Origin of the sequence: Phycicoccus sp. Soil802 (assembly GCF_001429605.1) — a bacterium.
Taxonomy (GTDB): domain Bacteria; phylum Actinomycetota; class Actinomycetes; order Actinomycetales; family Dermatophilaceae; genus Pedococcus.
In genome coordinates this window covers 495320-514330 of record NZ_LMSS01000005.1, presented here as the reverse complement: position 1 = coordinate 514330, position 19011 = coordinate 495320, and the positions used below count along the sequence as shown (strand labels likewise).

The 19011-nt window shown below is 71.3% G+C and carries 11 protein-coding genes; 3 read left to right on the top strand and 8 right to left on the bottom strand.

Annotated features, from left to right (window positions below; genetic code table 11):
* Window positions 1–56: 56 nt before the first annotated feature.
* The 5 genes from ASG91_RS13510 to ASG91_RS13490 form a co-directional block, all read right to left on the bottom strand.
* Window positions 57–929: a hypothetical protein gene (locus ASG91_RS13510; protein WP_056923116.1), complete on the bottom strand. Its 873-nt coding sequence runs from the start codon at window positions 927–929 to the stop codon at window positions 57–59.
* Window positions 929–2026, bottom strand: a complete 1098-nt coding sequence (locus ASG91_RS13505) for a Gfo/Idh/MocA family protein (protein WP_235545629.1) — start codon at window positions 2024–2026, stop codon at window positions 929–931. The genes ASG91_RS13510 and ASG91_RS13505 overlap by 1 nt, the downstream gene beginning before the upstream one ends.
* An 81-nt stretch (window positions 2027–2107) precedes the next feature.
* Window positions 2108–3229: a DUF1972 domain-containing protein gene (locus ASG91_RS13500; RefSeq protein WP_056923114.1), complete on the bottom strand. Its 1122-nt coding sequence runs from the start codon at window positions 3227–3229 to the stop codon at window positions 2108–2110.
* A gap of 101 nt (window positions 3230–3330) precedes the next feature.
* Window positions 3331–4131 carry a CDP-alcohol phosphatidyltransferase family protein gene (locus tag ASG91_RS13495; protein WP_235545614.1) on the bottom strand — a complete coding sequence of 267 codons (801 nt, stop codon included), beginning with the start codon at window positions 4129–4131 and terminating at the stop codon, window positions 3331–3333.
* On the bottom strand, window positions 4131–4547 hold the full coding sequence (locus ASG91_RS13490; RefSeq protein ID WP_056923113.1) for an adenylyltransferase/cytidyltransferase family protein: 417 nt from the start codon (window positions 4545–4547) through the stop codon (window positions 4131–4133). Before ASG91_RS13490 ends, ASG91_RS13495 begins: the two co-directional genes overlap by 1 nt.
* A gap of 257 nt (window positions 4548–4804) precedes the next feature.
* On the opposite strand from ASG91_RS13490, the gene mfd reads away from it, so the two are divergent.
* From mfd to ASG91_RS13475, 3 genes are all read left to right on the top strand, one after another.
* Window positions 4805–8398, top strand: a complete 3594-nt coding sequence (gene mfd / locus ASG91_RS13485; protein ID WP_056923112.1) for a transcription-repair coupling factor — start codon at window positions 4805–4807, stop codon at window positions 8396–8398.
* Between the two features lie 65 nt (window positions 8399–8463).
* On the top strand, window positions 8464–8991 hold the full coding sequence (locus tag ASG91_RS13480) for a hypothetical protein (RefSeq protein ID WP_056923111.1): 528 nt from the start codon (window positions 8464–8466) through the stop codon (window positions 8989–8991).
* Window positions 8992–8998: 7 nt separating this feature from the next.
* Window positions 8999–10021, top strand: coding sequence for a MazG family protein (locus ASG91_RS13475; RefSeq protein WP_157606349.1), 1023 nt, complete (start codon window positions 8999–9001; stop codon window positions 10019–10021).
* On the opposite strand, the gene ASG91_RS13470 is transcribed toward ASG91_RS13475, so the two are convergent.
* From ASG91_RS13470 to ASG91_RS13460, 3 genes are all read right to left on the bottom strand, one after another.
* Entirely contained in the window at window positions 9979–14142 is a 4164-nt protein-coding gene (locus ASG91_RS13470; RefSeq protein WP_056923109.1) for a BTAD domain-containing putative transcriptional regulator, read from the bottom strand. The two genes, ASG91_RS13475 and ASG91_RS13470, sit on opposite strands and share 43 nt — an antisense overlap.
* A 90-nt stretch (window positions 14143–14232) precedes the next feature.
* A complete protein-coding gene (locus ASG91_RS13465) occupies window positions 14233–14757 on the bottom strand; it encodes a 2'-5' RNA ligase family protein (RefSeq protein WP_056923108.1) in 525 nt (174 codons plus the stop codon).
* Window positions 14758–14778: 21 nt separating this feature from the next.
* Complete coding sequence (locus ASG91_RS13460; RefSeq protein ID WP_056923107.1) at window positions 14779–19008, bottom strand: BTAD domain-containing putative transcriptional regulator; 4230 nt, start codon at window positions 19006–19008, stop codon at window positions 14779–14781.
* Between the last annotated feature and the right edge of the window lie 3 nt (window positions 19009–19011).

The following is a 19011-nucleotide window of genomic DNA, read 5'->3' as shown; positions in this document are numbered from 1 at the left end:
GGTTCCATTCTGCGTTCCGGAGCGGTCCCCGCCACTCGTCCGAAAGGTGGAGAGCATCACCGCGGGACCGGTGCCCAGCTCTTCTCGACCAGGGCCCTCGTCGAGGCGATGTTGCGGCGGCTGGAGGCGCCGAAGACGATCGACTCGATGTTGGGCTGGGCGCACACCCAGTCGATGGCCTCCTCCGGGGGGATGGCGCCCGAGGCGAAGACCGACATGGCGATCGCGCGGAATCGACGGTCGCGCAGGGCGGTCTCGTAGGCCTCGAGGCCGCCGGGCATCCGGAAGCCGATCTTGTTGATGTTGGAGCACACGATCGGGTTGTCGATCCCGAGCCGCTCGAGGGTGTCGAGCAGACGCGGGAGGTTCATCGTGATGAAGCCGGGCTCGGCGCCGTACCGCGTGCGCACGTGGTCGGCGAAGATGACGAACGCCTCGTCGAAGCCCAGGCCCAGCAGCAGGTCGACGACGACGTTCTGGAGGAAGACCACCGGGGTCCGCAGCCCGCGGAACATCGACATCTCGGCGTCGATGAGGAGCCGCGTGATGCCGTCGATGTCCTTGCTGGCCAACGACTTCGTGCCGGTCAGGGCGGCGCTGAACACGCTCTGGTCGGGCAGGAAGCGCCGCAGGGCGCCGAGGGGTCCGTCCTCGGTCATCGCGTTGGCGTACTTGTGGGCGTAGGGCATGCACGGGAAGAACTCCATGCGCGCGTAGCGCTCCTGGTCTGCGCGCACGAGGTCGCAGATCTCGGCGACCCGGTCGTGGGTCGTGCACATGAAGGTCGTGACGCCCTCGTCGTAGGCGGCGTCGAGGACCTTCATGATCGCGCCGAGGTCCTGGAAGCGCATCTGCTGGCTGCGCGCCTTCTCCTCGGACATGTGGTTGACGCCGAAGAACTGGTTGTCACCGAACAGGAGGCGGTCCATCAGGCAGTCCTCCCTCGGCCGAAGGCCAGCCGTCGGCGGCGGCGCGGGGCCACCGTGGCGGTCGAGGTGGCGCGCTCGCGAGGGCCGCCGGCGCCCTGCGCATCAGCCGAGATCATCGACAGGATCCGGTCGGTGGCCGCGGCCGAGCTGAACACGTTGGGGCCCTCGGTCATCCGGTTGGCGACCCGGCCGACGAAGGTGTCGGCCTGGGCGCTGTACTCCTCGCCACGCAGGTAGAACCACGGCTGCTCGGTGAGGTCGGTCGTGTAGTGCACGTTCCAGCCGGTGCGGTAGCCCTCGGGGACGGCGGCCGTGTCGCGCAGGTAGACCTGCACCTCCTGCCGGTCGGCGACCGCGCGACCCGTGGTGCCCCAGACGCTGATCTTGGTCGACATCTTGCGCTGCGACTCGTCGGACCAGTTCACCGAGACCTGGGCGGTGACGTCACCGGGGTACATCAGCGTCGACACCACCTCGTCGTCGGTCTCGGCGGAGAAGATCCGGTTGAGCCGGCTGCCCTCCACGCCGGTCGGCATGCCGAGGTACCACTGCACCAGGTCGATCGGGTGGGCGGCGTAGTCGTAGAGGCAGCCACCGCCGGACGACCGGCGGCTGCGCCAGGTGCCCCCTTTGGGGGCCAGGACGACCGGGCCGTAGGCCTCGGCGACGACGTGGGTGACCGCACCGAGGGCGCCGCCGTCGATGAGGCGCTTGAGCTCGGCGAAGGCCGCGACGAACCGGTTGTGGTAGCCGACCTGGGTGACCAGGCCGCGCTCGCGGGCCAGGGCGGTGAGGGCCTGGCCGTCGGCGTCGTCGAGGGTGAACGGCTTCTCGCAGAACACGTGGACACCGGCCTCGAGCGCGGTCCGGACCATCGGCGCGTGCAGGTGGGAGGGGGTGGCGATGACCACCGCGTCGAGCTGCTCGGCCGCCAGCATCGCGCTGAGGTCCTTGTAGGTCCGCAGCCCGGTGTATTTGCTCAGCACGTCGAGGACGTAACCGGTCGAGTCGCACACGGCGACCAGGTCGACCTCCGGGTGCGCGCGGAAGATGGACAGGTGGGAGAGGCCCATCTTGCCGAGCCCGACGACCCCCATGGTGATCACGACGACTAACTCCGTATCTGTGGCCCCCATCCACCTCGTTGCCGGTCGGCGGATGCGACCGGCAGCGCCCCCTCAGGCGCGGTGCATGAGTCCTGCGTGGAAGCGCGCGAGGACGGCTTCGTACTGGCCGGCCACGTGCTCCCACGTGAACTCTTCCGCATGGCGACCCCGGGCCGCGTCGTGCATTTGGTGGAGGACGTCGGGAGAAGCGAGCAGCTCGTCGAGCTGGGCGGCGAGCTCCTGCGCTGTCGTGAAGTAGCGCTGGGTGGGTCCGGCGACCCACCGGTTGTAGACGTTGTCGTGGGCGATGACCGGGTTGCCGGCCGCCATGGCCTCGACCAGCGAGGGGTTCGTGCCGCCCACCGTGTGGCCGTGCACGTAGGCCAGCGAGTGGAACCGCAAGGCCTGCACCACCTCGGGGTCGTAGATGGCGCCCGGGAAGGCGACCTCGTCGCTGGCCGCCGCGAGCACCTGCCGGTGGTAGTCGTCCGTCGCGCCGTCGAGGTTGCCCAGGACCACGAGGGTGCGCTCGCGGGGCTTGGCCGAGAACGCCTCGACGATCTCGAGCAGCGAGTTCTCGGGGATGGGGCGGCAGATCACCGTGAGGTAGCCCCCCGGCGTGAGCCCCATCGCCTCGACCGGCCCCGTGGGTGCCTCGGTGACCGCGTGCGCGCCGTAGGTGATCATGCTGATCCGGCTCCGCCGGGCCCACCGCGCGAGGTAGCGCTCGATGTCGGGGTGGTCGGCGATCAGGTGGTGCCCGAACAGGCTGGCGAACCGCTCGTTGGCCAGCAGGATGGCCTGGCGCGGGATGCCCCAGCGCCGCCGGGTCCACTCCATGCCGTCCATGTTGATGACGTTGGGGATCCGCTTGAGCCGCTGCAGGATGTTGAAGACGCCGGTGTTGTAGCCGAAGGTGAGGCAGACGTCGTCGTGCTGGATGGCGTGCCGGATCGAGGTCCAGTCGAAGGCCGACGTGCCCAGCCAGCCCACGCGGTGCTGGGGGATGGTGACCCGCTCGATGCCGCGCCACGTGTCGTAGGTGATGGGTCCCTTGCCGTCGGCCTGGCAGTAGACGACCACGCGCCAGCCCTGCTCCACGAGGTACAGCCCGATCTGCTCGGCGGCCGTCTCGAAGCCCCCGTATGCCGCGGGCACACCGTGGGTGCCCAGGATCCGTACCGTCCTCGTCATGTCTCCTGCCCCCCGTCGTGGACGTCGCTGCGCGTCGTGGCAACCCTAGAGGGCGCGCCGGCCACCCGGCATACCAGTCGTGCCACTGCGATCAGGCCTGCTCAGGCCACGCGGGACAGGTCGCGGTACCACTTCCCGAAGGCCGCGACGAGCAGGACGACGCCCATCAGGGCGAGCGCGCAGTAGGCCCAGACGAAGAGCTGGTGGAAGCCGAGCAGGACGAACGTCACGCACAGCAGGCCGTAGTCGAGGGGCAGCACGAGCAGCGAGGCGAGCACCGGGGGCCGCCCGTCGTCGACGCTGACGGCGGGCGGCGTCGTGGGCTCGACCGGTGCGTCGGCCGCCGCCGTGGCGGCCGCAGCAGCCGAGACAGCTGCGGAGTCGCGGAGCTGGTCGGTGAGGATCTTGGTGAAGAAGTAGGTGGAGGCCTGGATCCCGAAGACGATCGGGACCAGCAGCATCGCGTCGGGCAGGTCGTAGGAGCGGTACCAGGCGACCAGGACCGCGGAGTGCAGCGCGGCGATCTTGACGCAGTCGATGACGTGGTCGAGCCACTCCCCGGTGCGGCTGCCACCACCCTGCATGCGCGCGACCTGGCCGTCGGCCGAGTCGAGCGCGTAGGCGAGGGCCAGCAGGAAGGCGACCAGGACGCCGACCGGGACGGTGGCCGGTGCGAGCGCCAGCACCACGATGCCGACCAGGCTGGTGAGCCCCGACAGCAGGGTGACCTGGTTGGGCGACAGCCCGATGCGGAAGGCGAGGATGGCCAGCTGGCGGCCGGCGGGCCGATTGATCCAGCGCGAGTAGCCGGGGGCTCCCCGGTTGGACTTCCCGGCACCGGCGGACAGGGCCCGGGCCTGGGCCATGCGGCGGACCGGCGGGCTGAGGGTCTCGTCGGACATCAGGAGGCGAACTGCTCCAGGGCAGCACGCAGCAGCGTGCTGGACGTGTGCATCGTGTAGGGGAAGTACGCGACCTCGACCCCCACGGTGGCGAGGTCACGCTCGAGCCGCTCGCCCTTGGGCGTGCCCCGCCAGTCGTCGCCCTTGAAGATGACGTCGAAGGGGTGGTCGTGCCACACGTCGAGCTTGCTCGGCTGGTGCTCGATGATGACCTCGTCGACGAGGGTGATGTGCTCGAGGATGGACACCCGCTCGGCGAGGGGGATCACCGGCATCTTGGACTTGGCGCGGTAGGCGTTCTCGTCGGTGACCACGCCCGCGATGAGCCAGTCGCACTGCTCGCGGGCGCTGCGGAGGATGTTGAGGTGCCCGATGTGGAAGAGGTCGAAGACCCCGGGAACGTAGCCCCGAACCATTCCCTCGCCTCCTCCAGGACCTGGCGCCCCTCCGCCCGGCCTCACAAGCTCGCTCATTCCCGTTCCCCCTACAGCTGTTTCTTACGGCGTCGTATGCAGTTCACCCAAGTTTGTTGGACCGGGGCTTCGGGCGACTCATGCAAACGACGGACGCCGGGTCACCCCCGATGCGGGGTTAGGGTGGACACCCACCCCACCAGCCCTTTGCTGTGGGGCGTTTGTGCTGTCTACACCCGGTCTGTCCCAGGAGCCTCCTCATGACCCTCGCCCCGCTGCTCGACCTGCTGGGCACCGACCCCGCCGTCGCCCGAGCCCTGGCGGTGGCGCGGGCCGGGGAACCGGTCGCCGACCTCGCCGTGCCGGCGGGCGCCCGACCGGCCCTGGTCGCCGCCCTGGCCCGCGACAGCGGTCGGCCGATCCTCGCGGTCACCGCGACGACGCGAGAGGCCGAGGACCTCGTCGCCGCCCTCGGCTGCTACCTCGACCCCGACCGGGTGGCCGACTTCCCGGCCTGGGAGACGCTCCCGCACGAGCGGCTCAGCCCCCGCAGCGACACCGTCGGCAAGCGCCTCGCGGTGCTGCGGCGCCTCAAGCACCCCGACCCCACCGACGCCACGTACGGCCCGCTCGACGTCGTGGTGGCCCCGGTGCGCGCCGTGCTGCAGCCGGTCTCGCAGGGCCTCGGCGACCTCGCGCCGGTCGCCCTCAAGGCCGGCGACGAGGCGCCCCTGGAGCAGGTCGTCGAGGACCTCGCGGCCGCGGCATACTCGCGCACCGACCTGGTCGAGCGGCGTGGTGAGTTCGCCGTGCGCGGCGGCATCCTCGACGTCTTCCCGCCCACCGAGGACCACCCGGTGCGCGTGGAGTTCTGGGGCGACACGGTGGAGGAGATCCGCTGGTTCAGGGTTGCCGACCAGCGCAGCCTCGAGGTCGCCGAGCACGGCCTGTGGGCTCCACCGTGCCGCGAGGTGCTGCTGACCGAGTCGGTGCGTGCTCGCGCGAGTGCCCTCATCGACCAGCTCCCGGGGGCGGTCGACCTGCTGTCCAAGCTGGCCGAGGGAATCGCCGTCGAGGGGATGGAGTCCCTGGCGCCGGCCCTCGTCGACGGCATGGAGAGCGTCCTCGACACGCTGCGGGACGGCACCGCGGTCCTGCTGTGCGACCCCGAGCGGGTCCGCACGCGAGCCCACGACCTGGTCGCCACGAGCCAGGAGTTCCTCGAGGCCGGCTGGGCCAACGCCGCGGTCGGCAACAGCGTGCCGATCGACCTCCAGGGCATCCTCGGCACCGCCTCGTTCTGGAGCCTCGCCGACCTGCGCGCCCACGCCGCGCAGGCGGGTATGCCGTGGTGGGACCTCGGCCCGTTCGTCGCCGACGAGGAGCTCGCCGACGGTGACTCGGTCGTCGTCAACACCGGTCTGGAGGAGGCGCCGCGCTACCGCGGCAGCACCCCGGACGCGGTCGGCGACCTGCAGGGCTGGGTGGCCGACGGGTGGCGGGTCGTCGTCGTGACCGAGGGCCCGGGTCTGGCCCGGCGGGTGGCCGAGGTGCTCGCGGGGGAGTCCGTGGCGGCGCGGCTGGACGCCGACCTCACCGACCTCACCGATGGCGTCGTGCACCTGACCACCGGCACGGTCGGCAGCGGGTTCCTCGCTCCGGCAAGCAAGTTCGCGCTCATCACCGAGACCGACCTGACCGGCACCCCGGGTCAGGGTGGCTCGACCAAGGACATGCGCAAGATGCCCTCGCGGCGGCGCAACCAGGTCGACCCGCTCCAGCTCAAGCCCGGCGACTTCGTCGTCCACGAGCAGCACGGCGTGGGCAAGTTCGTCGAGATGGTGCAGCGCACCGTCGGCGGTGCGACCCGCGAGTACCTCGTGATCGAGTACGCCCCGGGCAAGCGTGGCCAACCGGGCGACCGGTTGTTCGTGCCGACCGACCAGCTCGACCAGGTCACCCGCTACGTCGGTGGCGAGATGCCGGCCCTCAACAAGATGGGTGGCAGCGACTGGGCCAAGACCAAGGGACGGGCGCGCAAGTACGTCAAGCAGATCGCGGCCGAGCTGATCCAGCTCTACTCGGCCCGGATGGCGACGGCCGGGCACGCCTTCGCGCCGGACACCCCGTGGCAGCGCGAGCTCGAGGACGCCTTCTCCTACGTCGAGACGCCCGACCAGCTGAGCTCGATCGACGAGGTCAAGGCCGACATGGAGCGCACCGTGCCGATGGACCGCCTCATCTGTGGCGACGTCGGCTACGGCAAGACCGAGATCGCGGTCCGCGCCGCCTTCAAGGCGATCCAGGACGGCAAGCAGGTCGCGGTGCTGGTGCCGACGACGCTGCTCGTGCAGCAGCACCTGCAGACCTTCACCGAGCGCTACCAGCAGTTCCCGGTGACCGTCCGTGCGCTCTCGCGGTTCCAGAGCGACAAGGAGGCGCGCGAGACCATCGAGGGGCTGGCCAACGGCAGCGTCGACCTGGTCATCGGCACGCACCGGCTCCTCGGTGGCTCGATCCGCTACAAGGACCTCGGCCTGGTCGTGATCGACGAGGAGCAGCGCTTCGGGGTCGAGCACAAGGAGCAGCTCAAGACCCTGCGCACCGCCGTCGACGTGCTCGCCATGTCGGCCACGCCGATCCCGCGCACGCTCGAGATGGCCGTGACCGGCATCCGGGAGATGTCCACTCTCGCAACACCTCCCGAGGAGCGGCACCCCGTGCTGACCTACGTCGGCGCGTACGACGAGAAGCAGATCGTGGCCGCCATCCGGCGCGAGCTGCTCCGCGAGGGGCAGGTCTTCCTGGTCCACAACAAGGTCTCGAGCATCGAGCGCGCCGCCAGCCGGATCCGTGAGCTCGTCCCCGAGGCGCGGGTGGCGACCGCCCACGGCAAGATGGGCGAGCACAAGCTCGAGCAGGTCGTCGTCGACTTCTGGGACAAGAAGTTCGACGTCCTCGTCTGCACGACGATCGTCGAGACCGGCCTGGACATCTCCAACGCCAACACGCTGATCGTCGAGCGCTCCGACGTGCTCGGCCTCTCCCAGCTGCACCAGCTGCGCGGTCGTGTGGGGCGTGGCCGTGAGCGGGCCTACTGCTACTTCCTCTACCCGCCCGAGAAGCCGATGACCGAGACGGCGCACGACCGGCTCCAGACGATGGCCAGCCACACCGACCTCGGCAGCGGCATCCAGATCGCGATGAAGGACCTCGAGATCCGGGGCGCGGGCAACCTGCTGGGTGGGGAGCAGTCGGGCCACATCGCGGGAGTCGGGTTCGACCTCTACGTGCGACTCGTGGGGGAGGCCGTCGCGGACTTCCGCGGCGACGAGGCCCCCCCGGGTGAGATCAAGATCGAGCTGCCCGTCGACGCCCACCTGCCGCACGAGTACGTGCCGGGGGAGCGGCTCCGCCTGGAGGCCTACAAGAAGCTCGCCAGCGTGGTCGACGAGCCGGCGCTCGCAGAGATCGAGGCCGAGCTGGTCGACCGCTACGGCCCGCTCCCCGAGCCGGTCCGCAACCTCATGGAGGTGGCCCGGTTGCGCACCGTCGCCCGGCAGGCGTCGGTGGCCGACATCTCGGTGCAGGGCAACTTCGTGCGGTTCGGGCCGGTGGACCTCCCCGAGTCGGCGCAGCTCAGGCTGCAGCGGCTCTACCCGAAGTCGCTCGTCAAGGACGCGCTGCATACCATTCTGGTGCCGAAGCCGATGACGGCTCGGGTGGGTGGCCAACCGCTGCGTGACACGGCAGTCTTGCAGTGGGCCAGCGACCTCATCCGGTCCGTCCTGCTGGGCAGCGTCGCCGACGCCGCCCGGGTGGGCACCCGACAGGGTGCGGACTCGGCTCGATGAGCGTGGAGCCGACCGTGGTGAGACTGAGCAAGGTGAGAGGGCTGTACATGACGAAGGGCCATCCCGTGAAGGCATTCAGCGTCCTGCGTGGGGCCGTCGTGACGGTCGCCGTGGCAGGTGTGCTGGCCGTGTCCGGCTGCGCGACCGCCGACACCGCGGCCGTCGTCAACGGCCACCGGATCACCGAGCAGGAGGTCCAGGAGGCCACCGCCCAGATCACGAAGGCCTACCCCGACTCGTCGCTCAACACGGCCAACGCGCTGTCGAGCCTCGTGATGGCCGGGTTCATCAACCAGATCGCCGACGAGTCCGGCAAGGGCCTGTCCGACAGCGCCGCCAAGGCCGCCATCACCGAGATCGAGGACCCGAGCCCGGCCACCCTCGAGCTGGTCAAGTCGAGCCTGGCCTCGCAGCAGCTCACCACCGTCGAGCAGGGCCACGTCGTGGAGCTGGCCCGCAAGGCCCAGGTCACGATGAACCCGCGCTACGGCACCTTCGACGCCAAGGCCGTCCGGTTCGACGTGAGCCAGCCAAACTGGATCAAGGCCGAGCCCGCCCCGGCTGAGCCCGCTCCCACCACCCCTGCGGGCTGAGCGACCCGTGACGGGACGGCTGACCCTGCTGGTCGGCAGCCCCCGCATCGCGCCAGGGCTGTTCACCCGCACCGCCTGGCAGGCCCTCGACGCCGCCGACGCGGTGTTGGCCCGCGACGCGTCGGAGCCGCTCGCCGACGCCGTGTCCGAGGCGGGCGTGCCGGTGGCTCACCTCGGCGAGCTCAGCCCACCTGCGCTGTCCCGCACGCTGATGGACCGGGCCGCCGTGGGCGACGTCGTGTGGGTCTCCTCGGCCGACGGTGACCCCGGGCTCACCGATGCCATCGCGTCCGAGGTGTCCCGGCTGGGCTCACCGCCGGAGGTCGAGGTGCTCGTCGCCTCCTGGGACGTCCCCGGGTCGCGGCTGCTCGACCTGGTGGCGGTGATGGACCGGCTGCGCTCGCCGGGCGGGTGTCCCTGGGACGCCGAGCAGACCCACGAGACGCTGGTGAAGTACCTCATCGAGGAGAGCCACGAGGCAGCCGAGGCGATCGAGTCCGGCGACCGCGACCACATCCGTGAGGAGCTCGGCGACGTGCTCCTCCAGGTGGTCTTCCAGGCCCGCGTCGCCCAGGAGCACGCCACCGAGCCGTTCGACGTGGACGACGTGGCCGGCGCCATCATCGAGAAGCTGGTCCGCAGGCACCCGCACGTGTTCGCCGACGGCGACGCCTTCACCCCCGCCGAGGTGGAGCGCGCCTGGGAGCAGATCAAGGCCGCCGAGCGCGCGGCCAAGGCACCGCACGGCGGAGGCGAGGACGGGCACCAAGGGCTGCTGCACGGCATACCGAGGTCGTTGCCGAGCCTGCTCGCCGCCGAGAAGGTGCTGGCCCGCTTCGACCGGACCGGTGGTGACCTCGCCACGGTGGGAGCCGCGGACGACGACCTCGGCATGGCCATCGTGGCGCTGGCCGCCCGGGCGCGCGAGCGTGGGGAGTCGGCGGAAGCGCTGGTGCGCCTCGCCCTGGCCAGGCTCGACGCTGCAGCTCAGGACGAGCAGACCGACACGAACGGACGACCCGGCAGGTAGGTGCGCCACTCCTGCTCGGTGAGCGAGCGGCCGGCGAGCTGACAGGCCTTGGCAAGCCACGTCGTGGGGTCGAGGGTCCACGTGATCAGGGCCCCGCTGGCTCCGGCGAAGAGGATCTGGCTGTTGTCCTTCGTGAAGGCCATGTCACCGTCCTCGTCGACCGTCGCGGAGCCGAGGTAGGCGCCGGTCCGCGCGTCCCAATGGCTGAGCTTGCCCTCGTTCACGCTCGCCACGAGGGTGCCGTCGTCACTGAACTTGGTGAAGTAGCCCATCAGGTGCGCCTGTGCGGCGTTGGGCCGGGCAACCCACTCCATGGAAGCGGCGTCCAGGAGGCCGACACCCGAATCGCCCAGGTCCACCAGCAGCCTGGTGCCGTCTGGCGATGGGATGGCGAGCTGCACGGGGGCGCCGAGGTCCGGCATCGGCCGGATGGTCCCGGCCACGTAGTCCACGATGAGGTCGTTGGTGTAGACGGTGCGGTGGTCACCACTCGGGGCGAACCCATCCAGTGCCAGCCCCTCCGTCTGGCCCGGCCTGTTCTCGCGCACCTGGATGGGCTCACGTGCCGGTTCCAGAGTGTGGGCGTCCAGGACGTGCAGCCTCCCGGTGGTGCTGCCGACGAGCAGGTACTTGCCGTCGACGCTGAAGAACGCGATGGCAGCGCCCTCGTCGGAGTCCGGGCTCAGCCTGTGGAGAGCAAGTACCCGACCGGTGGCGGCCTCCCAGGTCATCACCACCGGATCCCCGCTGGTGATGTTCAGGGTGGAGTTGTCGGGGTGCCAGGCGAGGTCCTTGTAGCTGCGTTGCTGCATCGCCGGCCTCCGCAGCGGACCCAGCGCCGCGGTGGCAACGTCGCGGACTCGGAAGAGGGGTCCCCCCTCGACATAGCCCACCTTGTCAAGACCGGGGGAGAGCCGCGCGCCGGGTTGGCCCCAGCCCAGGGGCTCGCCGGTTCTCGTGGCCAGGAACCGCCGGTCTCCTTGGAGGTCCCAAGCCTGGATGAGCCCAGCGAAGGTGGCGGTGAAGAGCGTCTGCCCGTCGTGGCTGAACGCTGGGTCTCCCACGGAGCTGTCCTGGGCGAGGATCTCGCGCGCCTCGTCCCCCGCCAGCGCCCAGACCGTGAGCCGGCCGCCCGAAGCTGCCACTCGCGTGCCGTCGGCGGAGAAGGCCAACCCTGTCGTCCGGCCCTGGCCGGACAGGTAGGTGCGCGGCCGCAGGGTGGAGGTGTCGACCAAGACGGCCTCCACGCCGGCGCCGACCGCCAGCAGCCGCCCGTCCGGGCTCTGGACCAGCGTCTCGTCGAGCTGGCGCACGCCGAGGTCACCTGCCTCGATCACCTGACGCGTGCGGCCGCTCGGCAGCTCCGTCACGACGAGTCTTCCTCCGCCGGGGTTGGTCGAGTAGAGCGTGTGACCGTCGGCGCTGACGTTGGGGGAGAACCCCTCAGGGAGCTCTAGGGTTGCCACCGGTTTGGCGGGCGAACGCAGGTCCCACACGGCGGTGACGTCCCCCGTGCTCCCGTGCAGGTGGGTCATCGAGACCACGAGCCACCGGCCGTTGGGGCTGAAGCCCATGTTGTGGAACACGTGGTATCCGGACGGGAAGCCGCCCAGCTGGGTCGCGGACCGTCTTCCAGTCTTCTCCAGGAGCACGACCGGCGGCTCTACGCCGGCTTCGACCAGGTCGGTCCACATCGACACTGCGTAACGAGCGCCGTCCGGGCTGGCGACCACGGCGACTCCGGCGATCTTCTCCGGGGTGGAGATCCTGTCCAGTGTCCGGCCGTCGCGCAGCTCCACCCCCACGTCGTCGGCCGCGGCGGTCGCGACCTGCCCGGTGGCGCCGTTGACATCCATGCTGAGGACGCGGCCGTCGACGCGCGCGCTGCTGACCAGGGAACGGCCGCGGTCAAGGGTGGCCAGGAGGGCGTTCCGGGTGTCCACCGAGTCTTCCAGGGTGACGCCGGCAGCGGCGAGCAGCAGGGAACGGTCCAGGTCGTCGGCCCTGAGGGCCTCCGCGCCGAGGCGACGGGCGTCGGCCACGCGCGCCTGCTGGTCGGCCCGGTCGGCCGCCGTCTTGGCGAGGGCCCCGGCGACGATGGCCACTGCGAGGAGCACGGCCACGGCGGCGAGACCGGCGCGGAGGCGCTGGTTCGAGCGGTGTTCGCGTCGCACCTGCTCCTCGGTGGCCCGCCGCTCGGTCTCGGCCAGGGCCGCTCCAGCGGCAAGGAAGTCCTGCTCCGCAGGGGTGAGGGACGGGGTGGCGCGGTCGCGCCACTCCACGGCCCGCCCCTGCCGGACGCCGCGGTAGAGCTCGCTGTCGGGGCGGCCGAGGTCGTCCCAGCTGGTCGCCGCCACGGAGAGGTGCCGCATGATGCGCAGCCCGTCGACGTCGTCGTCCAGCCACGACCGCAACCGCGGCCACGCCATGGCCAGGGCTTCGTGGGCGATCTCGACGGTGTCGCCGTCGGTGCTGAGCAGCCGGGCACCGACGAGCCGCTCGATGAGCAGGGTGTGGTCGTCGTCGGTGGCCACTGAGCGGCGGGGGATCCGCTGGCGGACCGGCTCGCCGAGGTGGTCGGGTGCCACGAGCCGCACCATGAGGTCGCGAAGCACCCCTTGCTGGACCGGTGTCAGTTCGCGGAAGACGCCCTCGGCCGACTGGGAGATGGCTTCTCGCACACCACCGGTCGCGGAATAGCCCGCGACGGTGAGCGTGCTGCCCTCGCGGTGCTTCCACGTCTGGCGCAGGACGTGGGACAGCAGGGGGAGGGCGGCCGGTTCGCCCTGCACCTCGCGCACGAGCAGGTCGACCAGGCCGGGTTCGAGCCGTAGGCCGGCCTGCGCAGCGGGCCCCTCGATCGCGGCCCGCAGGTCGGGCTCGGTCATGGCGCCGAGCAGGTACAGCCCACGTTCGACCAGCCGGGCGAACTCCGGGTGGGTGGACAGGTCGCCGAGCCGGTCCGCCCGCAGCGAGATGACGAGGACGCCCCGCCCGCGGGTGGCGAAGGCGACGAGGTGGTCGAAAAACTCCGTGCGCTCGGTCCAGTCGGCGTCCAGCGCGAGGGCTTCCTCGCACTGGTCGACCACGAGGACGTCGGTCGCGCGTGGGTTGGCGGCCGAGAGTGAGTCGGTCGGGTGGGCGCCCGGCGTGAAGACCCTCACCCGACGACCATCGCGCTCCAGCGCCGCCCCGACGCCCGCCCGGGCCAGTGATGACTTGCCGCATCCCGAGGGTCCGACGACGGCCAGGACCTGGCCCTCGTCCAGACGCCGCAGGCACGCGGCGATGTCGGCCTCGCGACCGAAGAAGGCCGGTGCGTCGGCGACGTCGTAGGCGACCAGCCCGAGGTAGGGGCACTGGGCGCTGGTCGGGGGGAGGACGGTCTGGGCGGCCAAGGATGGGTCCTGGCGCAGGATCGCCTGCTCGAGCTGGGCCAGCTCGGGCCCGGGGTCGAGGCCGAGCTCGTTGACGAGGGTCACCTTGGCGCGGTGCAGGGTCTGGAGGGCGTCGCCCTGTCGTCCGGCCTGGTACTGCGCGAGGGCCAGGAGACCCCAGCGGCGTTCCCTGGTCGGCTGCTCGGCCACCATCCGCAGCGCGTCACCGAGGACGTCCTGGTAGCGGCCGGACCTCAGCCCCGCCTCCGCGTGGAGGTCGTCGGCGTCGCGCCACAGCTCGACCAGGCGCTCGGCCTCGACCCGCCCCGGGCCCCAGTCTGCGAGGTCGACGAGCGGTTCACCCCGCCACAGCTCCCTGGCCTGCCCGGTGACGTAGCGGGCCCGCTCCGGCTCGTCGTTCGCCAGCAGCTCGCGAGCCCGCGTCAGGAGGTGCTCGAAGTGGAGGTGGTCCACCTCGTCCTGGTGCAGGTCCAGGCGGTAGCCGTGCGGTGAGGTCTGGATCGCGTCCGCGCCGAGCGCCTTGCGGAGCCGGACGATGCACCCCTGGACGATCTTCGGCCAGGTCTCGGGCAGGTCCTCGCCCCACAGCGTCTCCGCGAGAGCCTCGGCGCTGAGCTCCGTGCCGGGGCGGGTGGCCAGGGCCTGCAGGATGATGCGGTCGCGGGGGCCGAGGGTCGTCCGACCCTCGTTGACCTGCAGCGACCCCAGCAGCGCGATGCGCATGTCTCGACAGTGATCCTCGCCCGAGACGGCGTCAACAGCCCTGACACCGGACTGACACCGGCCCCGCACGAGAGCGACACCGGATGGATGTCACGGGAGGTGGGCGAGGGGCCACTGCTGGCCGGTGCCGCTGTCGATGAGGGCGGCACTCACTGTCCGGCCCTCGAGCGGCAGGACGTCGAAGGCGCGAACCGCCGCCGTGGGCAGCAGCTCCTGAGTGGTCCCCGTGGTGAGGCTGCAGTGCGGGATCCACCGCCCGGGTCGGTAGTGCCAGTGCAGGTCCGCGCCGCTGCTCGTGACCGCCTCGACCACCGCCCGCTGCCGAGCCAGCAAGTCCATGGTCGCCGGCGCCAGGAGGGCGCCGCGCCCGCGCGTGAAGAGGCCCACGGAGTCGAACCGCACCTCCGCAGTCGGGCCTCCAGCCAGCCCCTCGACGGCGGCGGTCACTGCCTCGACGTCGAAGCTGCGCAGCACCGCATACGACAGGTGGGGCACGTGCCGCCGGTGGGTGTGGGTCAACAGCGTCCCGATGCCGGCTTCCTCCAGGGCCGCCCACAGCCGGCGGATCGCCCCGTCGGTGTCCGGGTCGAAGAGAAGGCACACCGCAAGCGCCACACCGGCATTCTGCCTGCTCGCTCAGGAAGCGCAGACCGGCTCGAAAGGGCGGTCCGGTAGGTAGTTGTGCCACTCGTGCTCGGTCAGGGGGCGGCCGGCCCGCCGACAGGCTGCTGTGACCCAGGAGTGTGGGTCGAGGTCCCAGTTGAGGACCGAGTCATCGGCGGCGATGAGCAGCCGCTGGTGATCCATCGAGAACGCGGGGTCGCCTCCGGGGACTGCCGTCGTGCTGCCGAGGAGATCCCCAAAGCGCCCGTCCCAGTAAGTCACCCGACCGTCTTGGTTGACGCTGGCCACCAGAGTCCCGTCGTCGCTCCAGGTGGTCGTGTAGTTGCCGACGAGCCCGGCCTGGGCAGCACTGGGCCGGGAGATCCAGCGCATGGTGGTGGCGTCGAGGAGCCCAGTGCCGGTGGGGCCGGTGCCGACGATGAGGCGCTTTCCGTCGGGCGACGGGTACATGTCCACGACCGTAAAGCCGAGGTCCGGCAGGGATCGGACCGTCCCGGCGAGGTAGTCCACGATCGCGTCGTTGAGGTATGCGGTGTGGCCGTCGCCGCTCGCGACGAAGCTCCAGACGTCGTCAGCCCTGGGCTCGCTGTCTTTCACTTCGTGTACCTGGATCGGGGCACGGGCCGGCACGAGGGTCCGTGCGTCGAGGACGTGGATCCGACCCTCGGTGGTGCCGACGAGCAGGTACTTCCCGTCGCGGCTGAAGTAGGAGGCGGCAGCGGACTCGCCAGAGGCGGCGGGAGCGAGCCTCCGGGCAGCCAGCTCCCGGGCGGTGGTGGCGTCCCAGGTCCGGACCCACGGGTCTCCCGACGTCATGCTGACGATGGTGCTGTCGGGGTGCCACGCGATGTCGTTGTAGCTCCCCTGTGCCATGGCTTTCGGTGCGACCTCCGGACCGAGCCGGCCGGTGGCGACGTCGCGGATGCGGAACTTGGGTCCGTTGGCAACGTAGGCGACCTTCGACCGGTCAGGGGAGAACTTGAGCCAGTAGTCTGGCCAGTCCAGGTGCTGACCGCGCCGGGCGGAGAGGAAGCGTCGGTCGCCGCTGAGGTCCCATGCCTGGACGAGACCGGCGACGGTCTTCGTGTAGAGCGTCTTCCCGTCACGGCTGAAGGCAGGGTCGTCGACCTCACCGACCTGGCTGAGGACCACCACCGGCTCGTCGGCGCTGAGGTCCCACACCGTCAGGCGGTCTCCGCTCGCGGCCAGCTGGGTGCCGTCCGCCGAGAAGGCCAACGCCTGGGTGGCCCCCTGCCCGGAGAGGTGCGCTCGTGGCTTCAGCGTGGCGGTGTCCACCAGGACGACCTCGACGCCGGCCCCGACCGCTAGGGTCCGGCCGTCCGGGCTCTGCGCCAGCACGTCGTCGAGCTGGCGGACGGCCAGGTCAGCGGGGTCCAGGGTCCGGCGCGTCGTGCCGCTGGGGAGCTTGGTGACGAGCAGCTGGCCCTTCCCGCCGGGCACGAGGTCCAGGCCGTAGGCGCCCGAGTAGAGCGTGCGCCCGTCGGGGCTGATGGTGGCAGCGCTGCCCACCCACCCGAGCTCGAGCCTGGCCACCGGTCGTTCAGGGTGCTCGAGGTCCCAGACGAACGTGAGCGTCTTGCCGTCCTCCGGCATGCGGACCAGGGATGCGGCGAACCAGCGGCTGGTCGGGGAGAACCCGAGGTACCAGCGGCGGGGGAACCCCAGGTCGAGGACCTGGTAGCGGGGCGGGAGTCCTCCCAGCTGCGCCGTCGACCTGGCGCCGGTCCGATCCAGCAGGAGGATGGGCGGCTGCCCGCTCTCCACGAGGTCGCCCGAGACAGATACGGCGTAGCCCAGGCCGTCCGGCCTGGCGACGACGGTCCCACCGACGAGCTTCTCCGGCAGCGGCATGCGGCGGAGGGTCCGTCCGTCATACAGCTCGAGCCCGATGCCGTCAGCGGCCATCACCGCCACCTGGTCGGTCGTCGGGTTGGCCGCCAGGTGGTAGATCCGGCCGGCACTGCGGGCGCTCGCGAGGAGGGCGGGCGCGCGGTCGAGGGTGGCCAGGAGGTTCGTCCGGGTGTCCAGCGAGTCGTCCAGCGAGACCCCTGCCGCAGCGAGCAGCAGGGAGCGGTCGGCCTCGGTGGCCCGCAGTGCCTCGGACCCGAGCCGACGAGCGTCTGCCGCGCGCGCCTGTCGAGACGCCCTCGCAGCCTGCTGGTCGGCGTTGTCCCGGGCGGTGAGCGCCACGGCCCCGGCGACGATCGCGACAGCCAGCAGGGCGGCGACTGCCGCCAAGCCGAGGCGCAGGCGCTGGTTCAGCTGGCGCTCGCGGAGCACCTGGGCTTCGGTGGCCCGCTGCTCCTTGTTGGCCAGCGCGGCGGAGTCATGCAGGAAGTCGCGTTCGGTCTCCGTGAGCGTGGCACAGCTCCGCTGGTGCCACTCGGCCGCCCGCGCCTGGCGGACGCCACGGTAGAGCTCGCTGTCGGGGCGACCGAGCTCGTCCCAGCTCTCGGCCGCGACGGTGAGGTGACGCAGCGTGCGCAGCCCGTCGACGTCCTCGTCCAGCCACGACCGCAGGCGCGGCCAGGCCACCGCGAGTGACTCGTGCGCGATCTCGACGGTGTCACCGTCGCTCGCCAGCAGGCGGGCCCCGACCAGCTGCTCGACCAGCTCGAGGTGCTCCTGGTCTCCGGTGATCGACCGCCGTGGGACCCGGGTGCGCACCGGGTCGCCTCCTTCGTCGGGCGTGACCAGCCTCAGCATCAGGTCTCGGAGCATGGCCTGGCGCTCGGGGTCCAGCGCGCGGAACACTCCCTCGGCCGACTGGGCCACCGCCTCGCGAACGCCACCTGTCGCGGCATACCCCTCGACCGTGAGGGTGCCGCCCTCGCGGTGTCGCCACGTCTGGCGGAGCACGTGGGACAGGAGGGGGAGGGCCGAGGGCTCGCCGGCCACCTCACGCACGAGGAGGTCGACGAGGCCCGGTTCGAGCCGCAGGCCGGCCTGGGCGGCGGGACCCTCGATCGCTCGTCGCAGGTCGGGTTCGGTCATCGGGCCCAGGAGGTAGAGGCCGCCCTCGACGAGCCGGGCGAAGTCGGGGTGCGGAGCCAGCTCCCCGAACCGGTCCGCGCGCAGGGTGACCACCAGCGGGTGCCGTTCGGCGAAGTCGACCAGCGTCGCGAAGAACTCGATGCGTTCCGGCGCGGACTCGTCGACGGCCAGCGCCTCCTCGCACTGGTCGACGACGAGGACGGTGCCCGGACGCGACGGGACACTGCTGAGGGCACGCATGGGGCGGCTACCCGGCGTGAGCACATGGATGACCCGACCGTCACGCTCGAGGGCTGCTGCGATGCCCGCCCGCGCGAGGGAGGACTTGCCGGATCCCGACGGCCCCACCACCGCGAGCACGCCGGACTGGTCGAGGCGGCGAAGGCACGCGGCGGTCACCTGGTCCCGACCGAAGAAGGTCGGGGCGTCCGCGATGTCGTAGGCCACCAGCCCGAGGTAGGGGCACTCGACGCTGGACGGGGGCAGGACCGTCCGTGCCGCCAGCGACGGGTCCTGGTGCAGGATCGCCTGCTCCAGGTCGGCCAGCTCCGGGCCGGGATCGAGGCCCAGCTCGTTGGCAAGCGTGAGCTTGGCGCGGTGCAGCGTCTGGAGGGCGTCGCCCTGTCTTCCCGCTTGGTACTGCGCGAGAGCCAACAGGCCCCAGCGGCGCTCGCGAGTCGGCTGCTCGGACACCATGCGCAGGGCGTCACCGAGCACCTCCTGGTAGCGGCCGCAGCGCAGGCCGGCTTCGGCGTGGAGGTCCTCGGCGTCGCGCCACAGCTCGATCAGGCGCTCCGCCTCGACGCGTCCGGGACCCCAGTCCGCGAGGTCGACGAGCGGTTCGCCCCGCCACAGCTCGCGGGCCTGCCCGGTGACGTAGCGGGCGCGCTCGGGCTCGCTGCTCGCCAACAGCTCGCGAGCCCGCGTCAGCAGGTGCTCGAACTGGAGGTGGTCCACCTCGTCCTGGTGCAGGTCCAGGCGATAACCGTGCGGTGAGGTCTGGATCGCTTCGGCGCCGAGCGCCTTGCGAAGACGGACGATGCAGCCCTGGACCACTTTCTGCCAGGTCTCGGGCAGGTCCTCGCCCCACAGGGTCTCGGCTAGCGCCTCGGCGCTTAGCTCCGTGCCGGGGCGGGTGGCGAGGGCCTGCAGGATGATGCGGTCGCGGGGACCGAGAGTCGTCCGACCCTCGTTGACCTGCAGCGTTCCCAGCAGCGCAATGCGCATGCC